A 15,328-nucleotide genomic window follows, 5' to 3' on the forward strand; every position below is an offset into this window, starting at 1 on the left:
CGGCAGTCATCCGGGGTACAGCTACCGCCGGCCGGTTGACGCTGCCCGCGCCCCGCCCGATGCTCGGGTTTTGCAGCGAAGGGCCGTGCCATGACCGACCATCCCCTGAACGCGTCCGTTCCCGGCCGGGCGGGCCTCGGCGGCCTGCCCGTCGGCGCCGTCTCGGCCTATGCCGGCGAGATCGATCCGGACCGGGGCGGCGCGGCGCTCGAGGCCTCGGGCTGGATGATCTGCGACGGCCGCGCGCTGCCGGCGGCGCAGTATCCCCAGCTCTTCGCCGTGCTCGGCACGCTCTATGGCGGCGGCGACGGCACCTTCAACATCCCCGATTATCGCGGCGCCTTTCTGCGCGGCACCGATCTGGGCAGCGGCAACGATCCCGACGCCGCCATCCGCCGCGCGCCGGCGGGGGGCAGCGGCACCGGCGCCGGATCGACTCAGGACAGCGCGCTGCAGGATCATGGGCACAGCTATCAGGCGGTCGATGCCCAGTCGGGCGGAGAGCCCGGCGCGGCGCCCGGCGGCCCAACCCTGCAGGCGGCCCGAACGACCGGCCGCCCGGTCCCGGCCAAGGACTCGGATCAGCCGATCCGCACCAGCCGGTACGAAACCCGCCCGGCCAACATCGCGGTCCATTACATCATCAAATATGCGGGCTCGTGATCCGCGCCGCCCACGCACGAGAGCGGCCACCCGTGGCGACCAATATTGCCTTTCCGCAGCGGTCGGCTCTCGCCTGCGCGCCGTGCTTCACCCTTTCCTGCTCGCCCCATGCCAAAGCGCAAGATCGGTCGAGCGCGCCCCCGCCATGAGCGCCTAGCTGGCGCCGCCACGGAAGGAATGGACGATGAAGGCGGCGCTCGAGACCTATCATGCCCGGATGCAGCGGGTGCTGGACCATATCGACCGGCATCTCGACGGCGATCTGGACCTGGAGACGGTAAGCCGCGTCGCGGCCTTTTCGAAATTCCATTTCCACCGGCAGTTCGGGGCGACCTTCGGGCTGTCCGTGCATCGCTATGTCCAGCTTGCCCGGCTGAAGCGCGCCTCGCACCGGCTCGCCGACCGGGGCAATGCCCAGAGCGTCACGGATATCGCGATGGACGCGGGCTATGACGCGCCCGATGCCTTTGCCCGCGCCTTCCGGCGCCGGTTCGGGCAGTCGCCATCGTCATTCCGCAAGGCGCCGGACTGGCAGCCGTGGCTCGCGGCCTTCGGGCCCTTCGACAACGCAAGGAGCAAGCTCATGGAAAAGACCTTTACCAACGACGACGTGACGATCCGCGACGAGCCGCCGATCCCGGTGGCGATCCTGGAGCATCGCGGCGACCGGGCCCTGCTCGGCGACACGATCGAGCGGTTCATTGCCTGGCGCAAGGCCGCCGGCCTGTCGCCCGCGAGCAGCCCGACCTTCAATATCTTCCGGTCGGAACGGACCCCTGCGAACCCGGCCGAGTACAGCATGGACATCTGCGTCGGGACCGACCGGCCGATCGCCGCCGACGATGCGACGATGAAGGCCGGCTTGATCCCCGGCGGACGCTGCGCGGTGCTGCGCGTCAACGGCGCGAGCCACAATCTGGAGGCACCCGCGCTCTACCTCTATCGCGACTGGCTCCCGGCCAGCGGCGAGGAAACGCGCGACTTCCCGCTCTATTGCCGGCGATACCTGTCCATGTCACCGGACGCGCCGGGACCTGATGTGATCGCCGAACTGTTCCTGCCGCTGAAATAGGGCGCGGACGGCCTGTCGCTTCAGACGGCAGCGGCAGGCGCGTTCCGCTCGGTCGATCCGTTCGCGATCGGAAAGCGGACCGGCGCCAATCACTCCAGTTACAGCCCTTCAACCCGGATACGACCACGCGCGAAAGCGGTTATTTCGGTGACAGTTTACTTAATTCCAAAACCGCCATCTCGCCTCCGATGTGGACTGCAAGCGACTCCAGCCGCCAGCCCCGCAATATGGCGCGCAATAAACGCCACCGGTTCGACGCTTCTCCGTCGCGCACCGATTGCGGGCCGCCTTCCTCAGGCGCATGGTCACGGTGCCGAACATGGGGGGAGACCCGCCAATGAACCTGCGTGCAACCACGCTTCTGCTGTCGGCGCTGCTGCTGACCCAGACGGGGTGCGACCAGCGTTCCGCCAGCACGAACACGGTCGCCATCGTCGAGAACGAGGCCGTCGCCGCAGGCACGCTGCATCCGTGCCGCGTCACCGGCACCCGGCTCACCGAGGAGGATTGCGCCGACGCGCAATATTGGCTCGACCGGTCGCGCCGCGGCAACGCGTCGTTCAAGGCGCCGTCGAAGATGCGCCAGGGCGAAACCACCTTCGTGACGCTTGCGCTCGGCACCGCGCCGGCCCCGCCTCCTGCACCGACACCCACCCCGACCCCCGCCGCGAGCCAGACCCCGGCAACGGGCAACGAGACGGCAGCCGAGGACGGCACCCCGGAAGGCAATGAGACCGCGGCGCTGCGTCCCCTGCCCGGCGACCGCACCCCGCACGAGATGGCCGACGAGGCCGGCGGCACCGGCACCACGGTCGATTACCACCCGTTCGTCGGCCAGAAGATGAAGGCGACGCTCGAAGGCGCCGGCTTCGAGGTGAAGCCGCTCTCGCCCGAGATCCAGACCGTGTCGGAGGATTCGAACGCGCTCTGGCGCTGGTCGGTCACCGCGCGGTCCCGCGGCGACCTCTCGCTCGTCCTGCGCACCACCGTCGTGATGATCGACAGCCAGGGCAATGCGCAGGAACTGCGGCCCACGGTCGAGCCACAACCGATCCATGTCTCGATCGGCGCGGCGACCTTGTGGGGCTGGCTCACCGGCTTTCCCGACTGGCTGAAGGCGCTCACTGCCGTCCTGGTGGCGGCGGCTGCGCTGGTCGCGGCATGGAAGGGGCTGCGGGCGTCGGTGCTGGGCAACAAGGCGCCGCCCCCGACCCCCTCGAAGGACGAGCCACCGACGCCACCGGCTCCATAAACAGCGATCATCCCGGAGCGCGCGCCGCCCCGAACACGAAGCGCGACCCGACATAGGGCCGCACGACCTTTTGCGGCATCAGCCGCAGCGCTTCGGCGATGAACACTTCGCCGGTGCAGTGCATCGGGATGATATAGGTCGGGTCGATCCGCGCGAATTCGGCGACCGTGCGCCGCGCCTCGTCCTCGGTGCGCGGACGGACCAGATGGAAACCGCCGATCACCGCATGCACCTTGTCGATGCCCGACACCGCCTGCGCGCGCCGCACCGAATTGATCACGCCGCGGTGGCTGCACGAGGCGATCACCACCAGCCCCAGGCCCTTCACCGCATAACAGGTCGCCAACTCGTGCTCGCCGTCATCGGCCGGCTCGACAAGATCGCGCTTGGCCGGCGAGAGCAGCGCGCGATCGCATCCCACGCCCGGCCGCATCCGGGTCGGGATCGCCGCCCGCTCGAAACTCTCCAGCGGGATCACCCCGGTCGTGAAGGCCTGATCCGCGATGATCGTCGGTCGGGGGTTCACGCTGACGGCAAAGCCGGCCCTGGCGAGCGCCGCGCGATCGAGCGCGCCCATCACCGGCGGCGGATCGCCGACCATCGCAACCCGCTCGCAGAATGTCTCTTCCTCGCCGACCGTCAGCGGCACTGGCCGGGCCGGCGCCTTCCCGCCGAACAGGCCGGGAAAGCCGCCATAATGATCGAGATGTCCATGGCTCAGCACCGCCGCGTCGATCGAGTCCGGATCGATGCCCAGCAGTGCCAGATTGTTGGCCAGCACCTCGCGCGAATAGCCGAAATCGATCATCACCCGGCGTACCTGCCCCGCCAGCCGCGATTCCCCGACGATCGACAGGCCGAACTCGCCCAGCAAGGCGTGCGGCAGCATGCGCGGCGAATGCGCCGGCCCGCCGCCGGTGCGCAGCACCTTCATGCCCGGCAAGTCCAGATTTTCGAGGAACGGCCCGAAGGTGGCGTTGTCGGTCACGACCTGCACGCTCAGGCTGTCGACCTCGGGCACGGCGAGCAGCGGCGGAGCGGCAGTTGACCGCGTGGCCGCGGCGAGCAACCCCACCGCTCCCGCCCCAAGCACCGCACGCCGTGTCAAGACAAGCCTCTGCGAATCCGCCATTCCGTGCCTCCTGTCGAGCGGAAGCTATCACGACATCGGTACACGCACCTAAGCACATCTTGCGCCGAAGCAGCGCCCCTGGACGCGCCTGCCTCTATTCTTTTTTTGCTTCCCCGGCGCAGGCCGGGGCCCAGTTGGAAAGGTCTCTGAAACGGCGCTGGTCGCGCAGCTCCCGGTCGATTCAACCATAGCCCCATCTCTGTTGAAATCTCCCGCCACGTGCCGGCCTGCGCCGATCTCGACGATATCCGCCAACACTATTCATTTTCGACCCGAAGAAGAGCCTGATGAAAAAACGACACCCCTCGCGTAATTCGTCGAATAAATCTAAAATACGGGTGAAGCATGCAACCGCGCGGCGGGCGGCCTTTCGTTCCTATTCGCGAATCTGTGATGTCGCACGTTCCACTAATTCGCGTACAGTCACCAAGAAACACCCGATTCTTCCCCCTTCGCAGGTACCTCGCGAAATTCGACGAATACTCGAGCCTTTTCCGCAAACCGGGACCGTCTCCAACACCTGTTCCACCCGGTTACTGCACGCCCGCATGCCCCTCCAACACCGCCACTGCGCATTCCCCGGCGGCGCGCTCACAGGCCCCATGACGACGCCGGAAAATCCCGCTACCCAGCCCGGGATGCACGCCTCTTCCCCCGCCCCGACTCCGATGATGGCGCAATATCTCGCGTTGAAGGCCGAGGCCGCGGATTGCCTGCTCTTCTACCGCATGGGCGATTTCTTCGAGATGTTCTTCGAGGATGCGAAGATCGCCGCCGCCGTGCTCGACATCGCGCTCACCGCGCGCGGCGAGCATGACGGCGCGCCGATTCCGATGTGCGGCGTGCCGATCCATGCGGCGGAGGGGTATCTCGCCCGGCTGATCAAGGCCGGCCACCGCGTCGCCATTGCCGAGCAGACCGAGAGCCCGGCCGAGGCCAAGGCGCGCATGGGCTCCAAGGCGCTCGTCTCCCGCGCGATCATCCGCGTGGTCACGGCGGGCACGCTCACCGAAGAGGCGCTGCTCGACGCCCGCACCGCCAACTGGTGCGTCGCCATTGGCGAAGTGGCAGGCGGCGTCGCCCTCGCCGCTGCCGATGTCTCCACCGGGCGGTTCGAGCTGATCGAGACCGACGCCGCGGGCCTCGGCGCCGAACTCGCCCGCCTCGCCCCGGCCGAGACGATCGCCTCCGAAACCAGCGCCTTTGCCGAAGCCGCGACCACGCTGCGCCCCCGCAGCGAGTTCGACAGCGCGACCGGCGAAGCGCGGCTCAAGGCGTTGTTCGGCGTCGCCACGCTCGACGGTTTCGGCCAGTTCAGCCGCGCAGGGCTCGCCGCGGCGGGCGGGCTCGTCGCCTATCTCGATCACACCGCGAAGGGCGCCTTGCCGTTCCTCCGCCCGCCGCGCCTGCTCCAGGCGGCGCAGCAGATGGCGATCGACGGCGCCACGCGCGAAAGCCTGGAGCTGACCGCGACCGCTTCCGGCCAGCGCAAGGGCAGCCTGCTCGACGCCATCGACCGCACCGTCACCGGCGCCGGTGCCCGCGCCCTCGCCGCCGATATCGGCGCGCCGCTGGTCGATCGCGCCCGCATCGAGGCGCGGCTCGATCTCGTCCAGCTGCTCCACGACGATAGCGGCCTGCGCGAGGCGCTGCGCTCCACCTTGCGCAGCCTGCCCGATGTGGGCCGCGCGCTCGGCCGCCTCGCCGCCGGCCGCGGTTCCCCACGCGATCTTGGCCAGCTCCGCGACGGCCTGGACGGCGCGTGGAAGCTCGGCGAACGGCTCGACCGCATCGATCAGCCCCCCACCCTGCTCGCCGAGCTTGCCCCGCAGCTGCGCGGCCATGGCGGCCTGATCGACCTCCTCGCCCGCGCGCTCGTCCCCTCGCCCCCGATCGACGCCTCGGCCGGCGGCTATATCGCCGAAGGCTATGACGCCGCCCTCGACGATCTGCGCGATGCCGGCGCCGGCGGCCGTCGCGCCATCGCCGCGCTGGAGGCCGAGTTCCGCACCCAGACCGGCGTGTCGGTGCTCAAGATCCGCCACAATGGCGTGCTCGGCTATCATATCGAAGTGCCCGCCCGCGCCGCCGACCCGCTGATGAAGGCGGACAGCGGCTTCACCCACCGCCAGACGCTCGCCGGTGTGGTCCGCTTCAACGCCCCCGCGCTGCACGACGTGGCGATGAAGGTGACTCAGGCCGGCGCTCATGCCCTCGCCGCCGAGGCGTCGCATCTTGAGGACCTCACCGCCGCTGCCCTCGACCGCCGCGAACCGATCGCCGCCACAGCCGATGCGCTCGCCCGCCTCGACGTCGCCGCCGGCCTCGCCGAGCGCGCAGCGGAGGGCGGCTGGGTCCGGCCCACGCTGGTCGAGCATAGCTGTTTCGAGATCGAGGGCGGCCGCCACCCCGTGGTCGAGAACGCCCTCGCCGCCCGCGGCGAGCGCTTCGTCGCCAATGACTGCAACCTCTCCGAGGATTCGCGCCTCTGGCTCGTCACCGGCCCCAACATGGGCGGCAAATCGACCTTCCTGCGCCAGAACGCACTGATCGCCGTCCTCGCCCAGGCCGGGGCCTATGTCCCCGCGACCGCTGCCACGCTCGGCCTGGTCGACCGGCTGTTCAGCCGCGTCGGCGCCTCGGACAATCTCGCGCGCGGCCGATCGACCTTCATGGTCGAAATGGTCGAGACCGCCGCGATCCTCGCCCAGGCGACGCCGACAAGCTTCGTCATCCTCGACGAGGTCGGCCGCGGCACCAGCACCTATGACGGCCTCGCCATCGCCTGGGCAGTGGTCGAGGCGATCCATGAGGACAATCGCTGCCGCTGCCTGTTCGCGACGCATTACCATGAGCTGACGAGGTTGGCGGAACGCTGCGAGGCGCTGACTCTCCATCATGTCCGCGCCCGCGAATGGAAGGGCGAGCTCGTCCTGCTCCACGAAGTCAGCGAAGGCCCGGCCGACCGCAGCTACGGCCTCGCGGTCGCGCGGCTCGCGGGCCTGCCCCCGATCACCATCGCGAGGGCCAGGGCAGTCCTCGCCAAGCTGGAGGCCGGGCGCGCCAAGACCGGCGGGCTGGCGGCGGGGCTCGACGACCTGCCCCTGTTCGCCGCGATGGCGGCCGAGGTGGAGGAGGAAACCGACGCATTGAAGGCCGAGGTCGAGGCGATCGACGTCGATGCGCTGACACCGAGAGAGGCGCTGGAGGTGCTGTACCGGCTCAAGGCGCTGGCGAGAGAGTCGTGAGTGGAGCGGGCCCCTTATCCCCCTCCCGCTTGCGGGAGGGGCTAGGGGAGGGCCTGTCCTCACGCGACCCGGCGCGGCTCCAGCAGGCCCTCCCCCGACCCCTCCCGCCAGCGGGAGGGGAGAAGAACTACTGTCGCCCCACCAACCGCACCACCCAGGCCGCGCCCCCAATGGACAGCGCCACGAACAACATCGTCCACTCCATCCGGCTCCCGGGATCGCCGACAACCCGCGGCAGATGCAGCAGGACCGCAAACCCCCAGCACATCACGGCCAGCAACCCGGCCGCCAGCCGCACCCGCACGCCCGCCAGAATCGCCACCCCGGCCGCAAAATGACACGCGCCCGTGACATAAGCCCAGAACAGATGCCCCGGGATCCAGCCCGGCACCATCGCGGCGGTGAAGTCGGCATAGACGAAATGCGCCGTCCCGAACTCGATCGCGCACAGCCCGAACAGCACGCGCATCACCGGCACGCTCCTTTCCGGCAAACGCCCGGGCGCCCGAACCGCGAGCAGCAGCGCCGCGCCCAGTGCGATCGCACCCTGCTCGGCAAGGCCGAGCAGCGGCGCGACGCCGGGCGCGCCGATCACCAGCGGCAGATGCAGCCCGATCGCGAACAGCCCGAACCACAAGGCCAGCACCGCCGCTCCGAATACGCTGGTCCGCCGCGCAATGACCGCCACCCCGCCAAGCAGCAGCACCGCCCCGCTCAGCAGTGCCAGCGCCTCGCGGGCCGGCCAGCCCATCGGCACCGGCTGCCACTGGAACGCGAAGTCCCGCGAGATCAGCCCCAGCACGCCCAGCCCCACCGCGCCCAGGCCGATTGCCAGCCCGTCCGTATCGATCAGCGACTGAAGCCGCGATGGCGTTGCGTCCATGTCGTCCCTCCCCAGGCGGCGCCCCGCGCCTGCCCGGGTGAATGCTGTGCCAAAGAGGGTCCGGACGCAATTCCGCTGCCCGCCAACGTCCGGGGGAACAGCGCGAACGTGACGCCACTCACCGAAGCCCCTATCTCCCGATCATGACCGGCCGCTTCGACTCCCTCCCCCATCGCCGCGCGATCATCGATCGCCGCACCCTGGCCGATGCGCTCGCCGCGCTCGAAGGCGAGGACAAGCTCGCGCTTCGCCGCGCCGCGACCGATATCCTCAAGACCGCGCTCGACGCCGGCCGTGCCGAGATCGGCCGCCGCCTGATCGAGTTTCCGTCGCGTGGGCTGGAGGCAGCCGCCGCCCAGGCCTTCCTGACCGACCAGATCCTGCGGCTGCTCTACGATTTCACCACCACCCGCCTCTACCGGCTGAGCAACCCGACCGTCGCCGAGCGCCTGACCCTGATCGCGGTCGGCGGCTATGGCCGCGGCGAGATGGCGCCCTATTCCGACATCGATATCGGCTTCCTTACGCCCTGGAAGCAGACCGGCTGGGCGGAACAGGTCATCGAGACCATGCTCTATGCGCTCTGGGACCTCGGCCTGAAGGTTGGCCATAGCAGCCGTTCGCTCGACGAGATGGTGCGCCAGGCCAAGGGCGACGTGACGATCCGCACTGCCCTGCTCGAGGCGCGCTACGTCTGGGGCGATCAGCTACTGTACGACGAGGCGGCGGCCAAGTTCCACGCCGAGGTCCAGGCCGGCACCGCCCGCCAGTTCATCGCCGACAAGCTCGCCGAGCGCGACGTGCGCCACAAGAAGATGGGCGACACGCGCTACGTCGTCGAACCCAATGTGAAGGAAGCCAAGGGCGGCCTGCGCGATCTGCACACGCTCTTCTGGATCGGCAAATATGCCTATAATGTCAGCGAGCCGGCGCAGCTCGTCGACGCCGATCTGCTCAGCCCCGCCGAATACCGGCTGTTCCACCGCGCCGGTAATTTCCTCTGGGCGGTGCGCTGCCACCTGCACAGCATCTCCGGGCGCGCCGAGGACCGGCTGACCTTCGACCTGCAGCGCGAGATCGCCGAACGGATGCGCTTCGCCGACCGCCCGGGCAAGTCGAGCGTCGAGCGCTTCATGCAATATTATTTCCTGCAGGCGAAGACGGTCGGCGACCTGACCGGCGTCTTCCTCGCGCATCTCGACGAGAAGTTCGCGGCGCGCGGCCGCCGCTTCGGCCTGCCCACGCTGCGCCGGGCGCCGGGCAAGCTCAACGGCTTCACTGTGGATCGCGGCCGGCTCGCCTTGCCTTCGGACGACTTCCTGCGGAAAAAACCGGTGCGCCTGATCGAGATGTTCGCGCTGGCCGACCGGCACCACATGGAAATCCATCCGCTCGCCATGCGCGCCGCCGCGCGCGACGCGAAGCTGGCCGACGATATCCGCCGCGATCCTGAGGCCAATGCGCTGTTCCTCGAAGTGCTGACGTCACCGCGCGATCCGGAGACGGTGCTGCGCTGGATGAACGAGGCCGGCGTGTTCGGCCGCTTCGTGCCCGATTTCGGCAAGGTCGTCGCGCAGATGCAGTTCGACATGTATCACCATTATACCGTCGACGAGCACACCATCCGCGCCATCGGCCTGCTGGCAAAGATCGAGCGCGGCGAGCTCAGCGAGGATCATCCGCTCTCCTCGGCGATCATGAAGCAGATCGTCTCGCGCCGCGTGCTCTATGTCGCGGTGCTGCTGCACGACATCGCCAAGGGCCGCGGCGGCGACCACTCGCTGCTCGGTGCCGATGTCGCGCATCGCCTGGGCCCGCGCTTCGGCCTCAACCCGGCCGAGACCGAGACGGTCGCCTGGCTGGTCCGCTGGCACCTGCTGATGTCGGCGACCGCGTTCAAGCGCGACCTGTCGGACTTCAAGACCATCCTCGATTTCTGCGACATCGTGCAGAGCCCGGAACGGCTGCGCCTCCTGCTCGCGCTGACCGTGGTCGACATCCGCGCGGTCGGGCCGGGCGTGTGGAATGGCTGGAAACGCCAGCTCCTGTCCGACCTCTACGAATCGGCCGAGGAAGTGCTCCGCCTCGGGCACAAGCAGAAGGGCCGCAGCGAACGGGTCGCCGCCAAACAGGAGACACTTCAGGCGGCGCTCGGCTGGGACGACACCCGCTTCGCCGCGCTGGTGAAACGCCTGCCCGAACCCTATTGGGTCGCCGAGCCCGAGGATGTGCTGGTCCGCAACGCCCGGATCATCGAGGAAGCCGGCTCGGCCCAGCTGTTTATCGCAGCCCAGGTCTATCCCGAACGCGGCGCGACGCTCGTCACCGTCTATGCCGCCGACCATCCCGGCCTGTTCTACCGCATCGCCGGGGCAATCAGCGTGGCGGGCGGCAACATCATCGATGCGCGCATCCACACCACGCGCGACGGCATGGCGCTCGACAATTTCCTCGTCCAGGATCCCGTCGGCCGCCCGTTCGACGATTCAGCGCAGCTCAACCGGCTGAAGGGTGCGATCGAGGATGCACTGGCCAACCGTTCGAGGCTCGCCGACCGGCTGATGGCCAAGCCCCTGCCCCGCACCCGTGCCGAGGCATTCGACATTGCCCCCAACGTCCTGATCGACAACCGCGCCTCGAACCGCTTCACCGTGATCGAGGTCAATGCGCGCGACCGGCCCGCGCTGCTGCATCAGCTGGCGCATGCGCTGTTCCAGTCCAAGGTGACGATTCACTCGGCGCATGTCGCCACCTATGGCGAGCGCGCGGTGGACACCTTCTATCTGACCGACCTGATCGGCGACAAGATCGCCGGCGGGACGCGCCTCAAGGCCATCGAGAAACGCCTGCTCGACGCGGCGGCGGGCACGCCAGCGAGGGAAGCCGCCTGATCTGACATGGGAGAAACGACATGCCGGTACTGGGAATTGGAGGATTGTTTTTCCGCGCGAAGGATCCGGACGCCCTGTCCGCCTGGTACCGCGAGCATCTGAATGTCGGGGCGGGCTGCATGGCCACCGCCGAAGGCACGCCGGACGAATGGTCGTGGACGACGCAAGGCGGCCCGGTCGTCTTCGCGCCGTTCAAGGAAAGCACTGATTATTTCGCCGAAGACAAGCAGTGGATGATCAACCTGCGCGTCAGCGATCTCGACTCACTGCTCGACCAGCTCAACGCCGCCGGCATCGACATCATCACCAAGCCCGAATGGAACGACCCCTCGGTCGGCCAGTTCGCCCGCATCCACGACCCGGAAGGCAATGCGATCGAGCTGTGGGAGCCGCCGGCTTGATTCAAACGGCGTACGCTGCGGGGTAGAGCAGCCCTTCCCGTTCGTGCTGAGCTTGTCGAAGCACCGCTCTTTCTCCTGGACGACAAAAGAAAGAACAGCCCTTCGACAAGCTCAGGGCGAACGGGGAGAGGCAGCCCCCCGACAAAGCCCGCGGTGGCGCCGAAACGCCACCGCGCTCGATCAGAAACGCTTGCGCAGGGTCACGCCGTACGTACGCGGCTCAGCCAGGAAGGCGGAGAAGATCTGGTTGCCCGTGGCAAAAGCCGGCGCGCCGAACTTCTGCACCTGGGACTGCGATCCGGCACCCTGGAACGGCGCGTTGAATGCGACCTGCTCGTACTTGGTGTCGAGCAGGTTCTGCGCCCAGAATTCCAGGCTCCAGTTCTGGTCGGCGCCGCGCAGGCCGATACGCGCGTTCATCAGGAAGAAGCTGTCCTGCGCCTTCTCGACGAACAGGTCGGACCCGGTGTTATAGTCCGAGCTGAGACGGCCATCGACATAGAACAGCGCCGACATGCCGCTGGTCCCGATTTCCGGCGTCCAGCTGGTCGACATGGTCACCACGTTGCGCGGCGCGTTCGACATCTGCTGCCCCGGCAGCAGCGCGAGGAACGGATCGAGCGCCTCGCCCGATTTGCTGCCGACCAGATTGTTACGGTACTTGGTCGCAGCCAGGGTATAGCCCAGGTTCACCGCGAAGTTGCGCGCCGGGTACAGCCCCGCCTCGATCTCCACGCCCTGCGACAGCACGCCGTACTTCACGCCCGCGGTGCAGGTACCGGTGGCCGCGCTGTTGTCGCCGTCCGCACCGTTGAGGCTGGTTTTGCACGATCCGATATTCTGGACGATGTAGTTGGTGCCGTTGAAGGTGTTGAGCTGGAAGTTGCTGAACTCCTGACGGAAACCGGCGACGTTCAGGGTGAACTTGCGCGAGCTGTACTTCAGGCCGACCTCGTAGGAATTGACCGTCTCCGGGTCGAAGCGCAGCAGCGCCGCATTCGGGGTCGCCGTGGTCGAGGCGAGATAGGCCGGGCCGAGGTCCGAACGGTCGAGATTATAGCCACCCGCCTTGTAGCCGCGCGAATAGCTCGCATAGACCATCAGCCCGTCGACCGGCTTGTACGAGACGACGCCGGTGCCGGTGAACTCGCCTTCGCTCAGGCTGTCGCTGATCGTCTTGCCGTTGAGCCCGATCGTCGAGTTGCCGGTGCAGCCGAGCGTGATGATGCCCGCTGCCGTCGACGCCAGCGCCGGATTGGTCAGCAACCCGCCGAGACCACCCTGCGCGGTGCCAGCCTGAAGCGCTGGGCAGATCGTGTTGTTGTTCTGGAAGCTGGCGTTGAAGTCCTTCTTCTCATGCGTGTAGCGCGCGCCGATAGTGATGCTCAGCCGGTCGGTGACCTTGAAGATATTGTGGGTGAAGGCCGCGAAATTCTCACTGCGCTGATTGTAGACATCGCGGATCGACCCGAGGTCGTTGAGCGTGCTCAGCCGGTTCAGGTTGCCGATGACGAGCGGCGCCGCGGCGCCGAGCGCGCCGTTCAGCGTCGCGATGCCGGTCGCGCTCAGGCAGCCCGGCGCGTTCGGATTGCGCAGCACCGCCGCCGGGCTGACGCCCGAGACGACGCGGCAGGCAGCGAACATGCCGTATTGCGTACCGAACTTCAGGTTGTCGACGACCTGCAGGTCCTCACGGCTGTAATAACCGCCGATCAGCCAGTCGAGCTTGTCGCCGAACGCCGAACCGTTCAGCCGCAATTCCTGGCTGAAGGTATGGAACTGGCGGTAATTATTGCCGTCCGCAGGACGGTAGCCGATGTCGAGGCTGCCATAATCGATGTCGGACGCGCCGCCCGCCTTGTATTCGCGATAGGCGGTGATCGAGGTCAGCGAGGCGCCGCCGAAATTCCAGTCGATCTGGGCCGAGCCGCCATAATCCTTGGTCACGTTGCTATAGGCGCGGCCCGCGGTGTTCGCGATGCGGCGGTTGTACGGATCGTTCGCGCTCGGGAAGACGGCGCCCATGCTCGTCATGATGTCGACGATGCGGTTGGTTGCCGACACGGCATAGTCGCCGGGCACGCCAGGGGTCGGGTCGGTCTTCTCGCGCAGATCGACATAGACCGCGCCGCAGCATTTCTCGTTGCGATAGGTGTAATCGCCGATCAGGCGGATCGAGAAGTCCGAGCTTGGCTGGAACAGCAGCTGGCCGCGCACGAAATAGCGGTTGCGGTCATTATAGTCGGTCTTGTTGACCGTGTCGTAATAGAAGCCGTCGCGCTTGCCATAGACGCCGTCGATGCGGAAGGCGAGCGTGTCGGTGATCGGGCCGGTCACGGCACCGGCGACGCGGATATTGTTGTAATTGCCGTAGCTTGCCTCGCCATAGCCGCCGAATTCGAACGCCGGCGCCTTGGTGATGACGTTGATCAGGCCTGCGCTCGCGTTGCGGCCGAACAGGGTACCCTGCGGCCCGCGCAGCACTTCGATCCGGTCGACCTCGCCAATGTCGTTGAGGCCCGATCCGGTACGGCTGCGATAGACGCCGTCGATGAACACCGCGACCGAGCTTTCCAGGCCGGGATTGTCGCCGACCGTACCGATGCCGCGAACGCGCGCCGAAGCGTTGGCTTCGCTGCCAGTGGAGGAGACGAGCAGCGACGGCGCGAGCTGCGCCAGCGCGCGGATGTCGGTCGCGCCCGAATTCTGCAGGGCCTGCTGGCTGACCGCCGAGACGGCGATCGGCACGTCGGCCAGGCGCTCGGCACGGCGTGTCGCGGTGACGATGATGTCGGCGCTGCTCTCATCGGCGGTATCCTGCGCGGCGGCAGGCGTCTCGGACTGGGGAGTGGCCGGCACGTCCTGCGCAAAAGCGGGTACGGTGAACGCGATGGCGACAGACAGCAGGTACGCGGATTTACGCATTGCGACATTCTCTCCAGATTTTGTTTTTTGAGTATTGGGTATCCTCATCCGATAGCCCGAAAGGCGTATTCGTCCAAAGCGAGATCGATACGACCTCGATTTTTGAATATCGGTGATGCAGGGACGCCACAAAGGGCCCGGGTCGGTCCTGTTGGCCGATGGGCTTACGCTACGGAATGCTGGAGATGGGCCGGGTGGCGCGAAAAGTTCCGCGGCGACGCCGTCGCCGCGGAAAAAAATCGTGTTGCCGGTTCGTTACTTGGGCGCGAGGACCATCAGCATCTGGCGGCCTTCCATGCGCGGATAGGCCTCGACCTTCGCGGTCTCGACTACATCGGCCTGGACGCGCTGGAGCAGCGCCATGCCGAGCTGGCCGTGGCTGAGCTCGCGGCCGCGGAAACGCAGGGTGATCTTGACCTTGTCGCCTTCGCCTATGAACTCGATCACCTTCTTCATCTTGGTGTCATAGTCGTGATCGTCGATGTTCGGACGCATCTTGATCTCCTTGATCTCCTGCGTCTTCTGCGACTTGCGCGCGAGGTTCGCCTTTTTCTGCGCCTCGTACTTGAACTTGCCGACGTCGAGGAACTTCGCGACGGGCGGATCCGCGTTGGGCGACACTTCGACGAGGTCGAGCCCGACACTCTGCGCCTGCTCCATCGCTTCGCGGGTGTACATGACACCGAGGTTCTCGCCGTCCTGATCGATCACGCGGACCTTGGGCGAGACAATGAATTCGTTGAAGCGCGGGCCGTTGAGCGGCACGGGCGCCCCTTGCGGGCGCCGGATCATGGGAGGACGGATAGGTACTGCTCCTTGGTGGTTGGACAGGGCGATATAGTGATTTTTGGCGTGTTGGGG

10 protein-coding genes are annotated in these 15,328 nt (G+C 67.4%); 6 read left to right on the top strand and 4 right to left on the bottom strand.

Features of this window, described 5'->3' with window-relative positions; translation table 11 throughout:
• The first annotated feature begins 90 nt into the window (after window positions 1–90).
• The 3 genes from ACZ1I5_RS15500 to ACZ1I5_RS15510 all read left to right on the top strand — a co-directional run bounded on the left by ACZ1I5_RS15500 (window position 91) and on the right by ACZ1I5_RS15510 (window position 2,987).
• The gene (locus tag ACZ1I5_RS15500; RefSeq protein ID WP_465170133.1) at window positions 91–663 is read left to right on the top strand and encodes a phage tail protein; all 573 of its coding nucleotides are present in this window, start codon (window positions 91–93) and stop codon (window positions 661–663) included.
• Between the two features lie 184 nt (window positions 664–847).
• Window positions 848–1,735 (top strand): AraC family transcriptional regulator, encoded by an 888-nt coding sequence (locus tag ACZ1I5_RS15505; protein WP_465170134.1) that lies wholly within the window; start codon window positions 848–850, stop codon window positions 1,733–1,735.
• A gap of 337 nt (window positions 1,736–2,072) precedes the next feature.
• Complete coding sequence (locus tag ACZ1I5_RS15510) at window positions 2,073–2,987, top strand: hypothetical protein (RefSeq protein WP_465170135.1); 915 nt, start codon at window positions 2,073–2,075, stop codon at window positions 2,985–2,987.
• Window positions 2,988–2,994: 7 nt separating this feature from the next.
• Here the strand turns inward: ACZ1I5_RS15510 and ACZ1I5_RS15515 are convergent, their stop codons facing one another.
• Window positions 2,995–4,119, bottom strand: coding sequence for an MBL fold metallo-hydrolase (locus ACZ1I5_RS15515; protein ID WP_465170136.1), 1,125 nt, complete (start codon window positions 4,117–4,119; stop codon window positions 2,995–2,997).
• 668 nt (window positions 4,120–4,787) lie between these two features.
• Here ACZ1I5_RS15515 and mutS point away from each other — a divergent pair.
• Entirely contained in the window at window positions 4,788–7,367 is a 2,580-nt protein-coding gene (gene mutS / locus ACZ1I5_RS15520) for a DNA mismatch repair protein MutS (protein ID WP_465173984.1), read from the top strand.
• Between the two features lie 127 nt (window positions 7,368–7,494).
• Here the strand turns inward: mutS and ACZ1I5_RS15525 are convergent, their stop codons facing one another.
• Window positions 7,495–8,250, bottom strand: coding sequence for a DoxX family membrane protein (locus ACZ1I5_RS15525; RefSeq protein WP_465170137.1), 756 nt, complete (start codon window positions 8,248–8,250; stop codon window positions 7,495–7,497).
• 143 nt (window positions 8,251–8,393) lie between these two features.
• Between ACZ1I5_RS15525 and ACZ1I5_RS15530 the strand changes: the two genes are divergently transcribed.
• Both ACZ1I5_RS15530 and ACZ1I5_RS15535 read left to right on the top strand, forming a co-directional pair.
• Window positions 8,394–11,141, top strand: coding sequence for a [protein-PII] uridylyltransferase (locus ACZ1I5_RS15530; protein WP_465170138.1), 2,748 nt, complete (start codon window positions 8,394–8,396; stop codon window positions 11,139–11,141).
• Window positions 11,142–11,161: 20 nt separating this feature from the next.
• Window positions 11,162–11,542 carry a VOC family protein gene (locus ACZ1I5_RS15535; protein ID WP_465170139.1) on the top strand — a complete coding sequence of 127 codons (381 nt, stop codon included), beginning with the start codon at window positions 11,162–11,164 and terminating at the stop codon, window positions 11,540–11,542.
• 180 nt (window positions 11,543–11,722) lie between these two features.
• On the opposite strand, the gene ACZ1I5_RS15540 is transcribed toward ACZ1I5_RS15535, so the two are convergent.
• Together ACZ1I5_RS15540 and infC are read right to left on the bottom strand one after the other, a co-directional pair.
• Window positions 11,723–14,467: a TonB-dependent receptor gene (locus ACZ1I5_RS15540; protein ID WP_465170140.1), complete on the bottom strand. Its 2,745-nt coding sequence runs from the start codon at window positions 14,465–14,467 to the stop codon at window positions 11,723–11,725.
• A gap of 255 nt (window positions 14,468–14,722) precedes the next feature.
• Complete coding sequence (gene infC, locus ACZ1I5_RS15545) at window positions 14,723–15,259, bottom strand: translation initiation factor IF-3 (protein WP_299913759.1); 537 nt, start codon at window positions 15,257–15,259, stop codon at window positions 14,723–14,725.
• Between the last annotated feature and the right edge of the window lie 69 nt (window positions 15,260–15,328).

The organism is Sphingomonas sp. BL-S-30 (assembly GCF_055521475.1).

Excerpts from the sequence above, each read along its gene's own strand:
- ACZ1I5_RS15500 (WP_465170133.1), top strand. The coding sequence starts at position 91 with ATGACCGACCATCCCCTGAACGCGTCCGTTCCCGGCCGGGCGGGCCTC.
- ACZ1I5_RS15505 (WP_465170134.1), top strand. The coding sequence starts at position 848 with ATGAAGGCGGCGCTCGAGACCTATCATGCCCGGATGCAGCGGGTGCTG.
- ACZ1I5_RS15510 (WP_465170135.1), top strand. The coding sequence starts at position 2,073 with ATGAACCTGCGTGCAACCACGCTTCTGCTGTCGGCGCTGCTGCTGACC.
- ACZ1I5_RS15515 (WP_465170136.1), bottom strand. The coding sequence starts at position 4,119 with ATGGCGGATTCGCAGAGGCTTGTCTTGACACGGCGTGCGGTGCTTGGG.
- mutS (WP_465173984.1), top strand. The coding sequence starts at position 4,788 with ATGATGGCGCAATATCTCGCGTTGAAGGCCGAGGCCGCGGATTGCCTG.
- ACZ1I5_RS15525 (WP_465170137.1), bottom strand. The coding sequence starts at position 8,250 with ATGGACGCAACGCCATCGCGGCTTCAGTCGCTGATCGATACGGACGGG.
- ACZ1I5_RS15530 (WP_465170138.1), top strand. The coding sequence starts at position 8,394 with ATGACCGGCCGCTTCGACTCCCTCCCCCATCGCCGCGCGATCATCGAT.
- ACZ1I5_RS15535 (WP_465170139.1), top strand. The coding sequence starts at position 11,162 with ATGCCGGTACTGGGAATTGGAGGATTGTTTTTCCGCGCGAAGGATCCG.
- ACZ1I5_RS15540 (WP_465170140.1), bottom strand. The coding sequence starts at position 14,467 with ATGCGTAAATCCGCGTACCTGCTGTCTGTCGCCATCGCGTTCACCGTA.
- infC (WP_299913759.1), bottom strand. The coding sequence starts at position 15,259 with ATGATCCGGCGCCCGCAAGGGGCGCCCGTGCCGCTCAACGGCCCGCGC.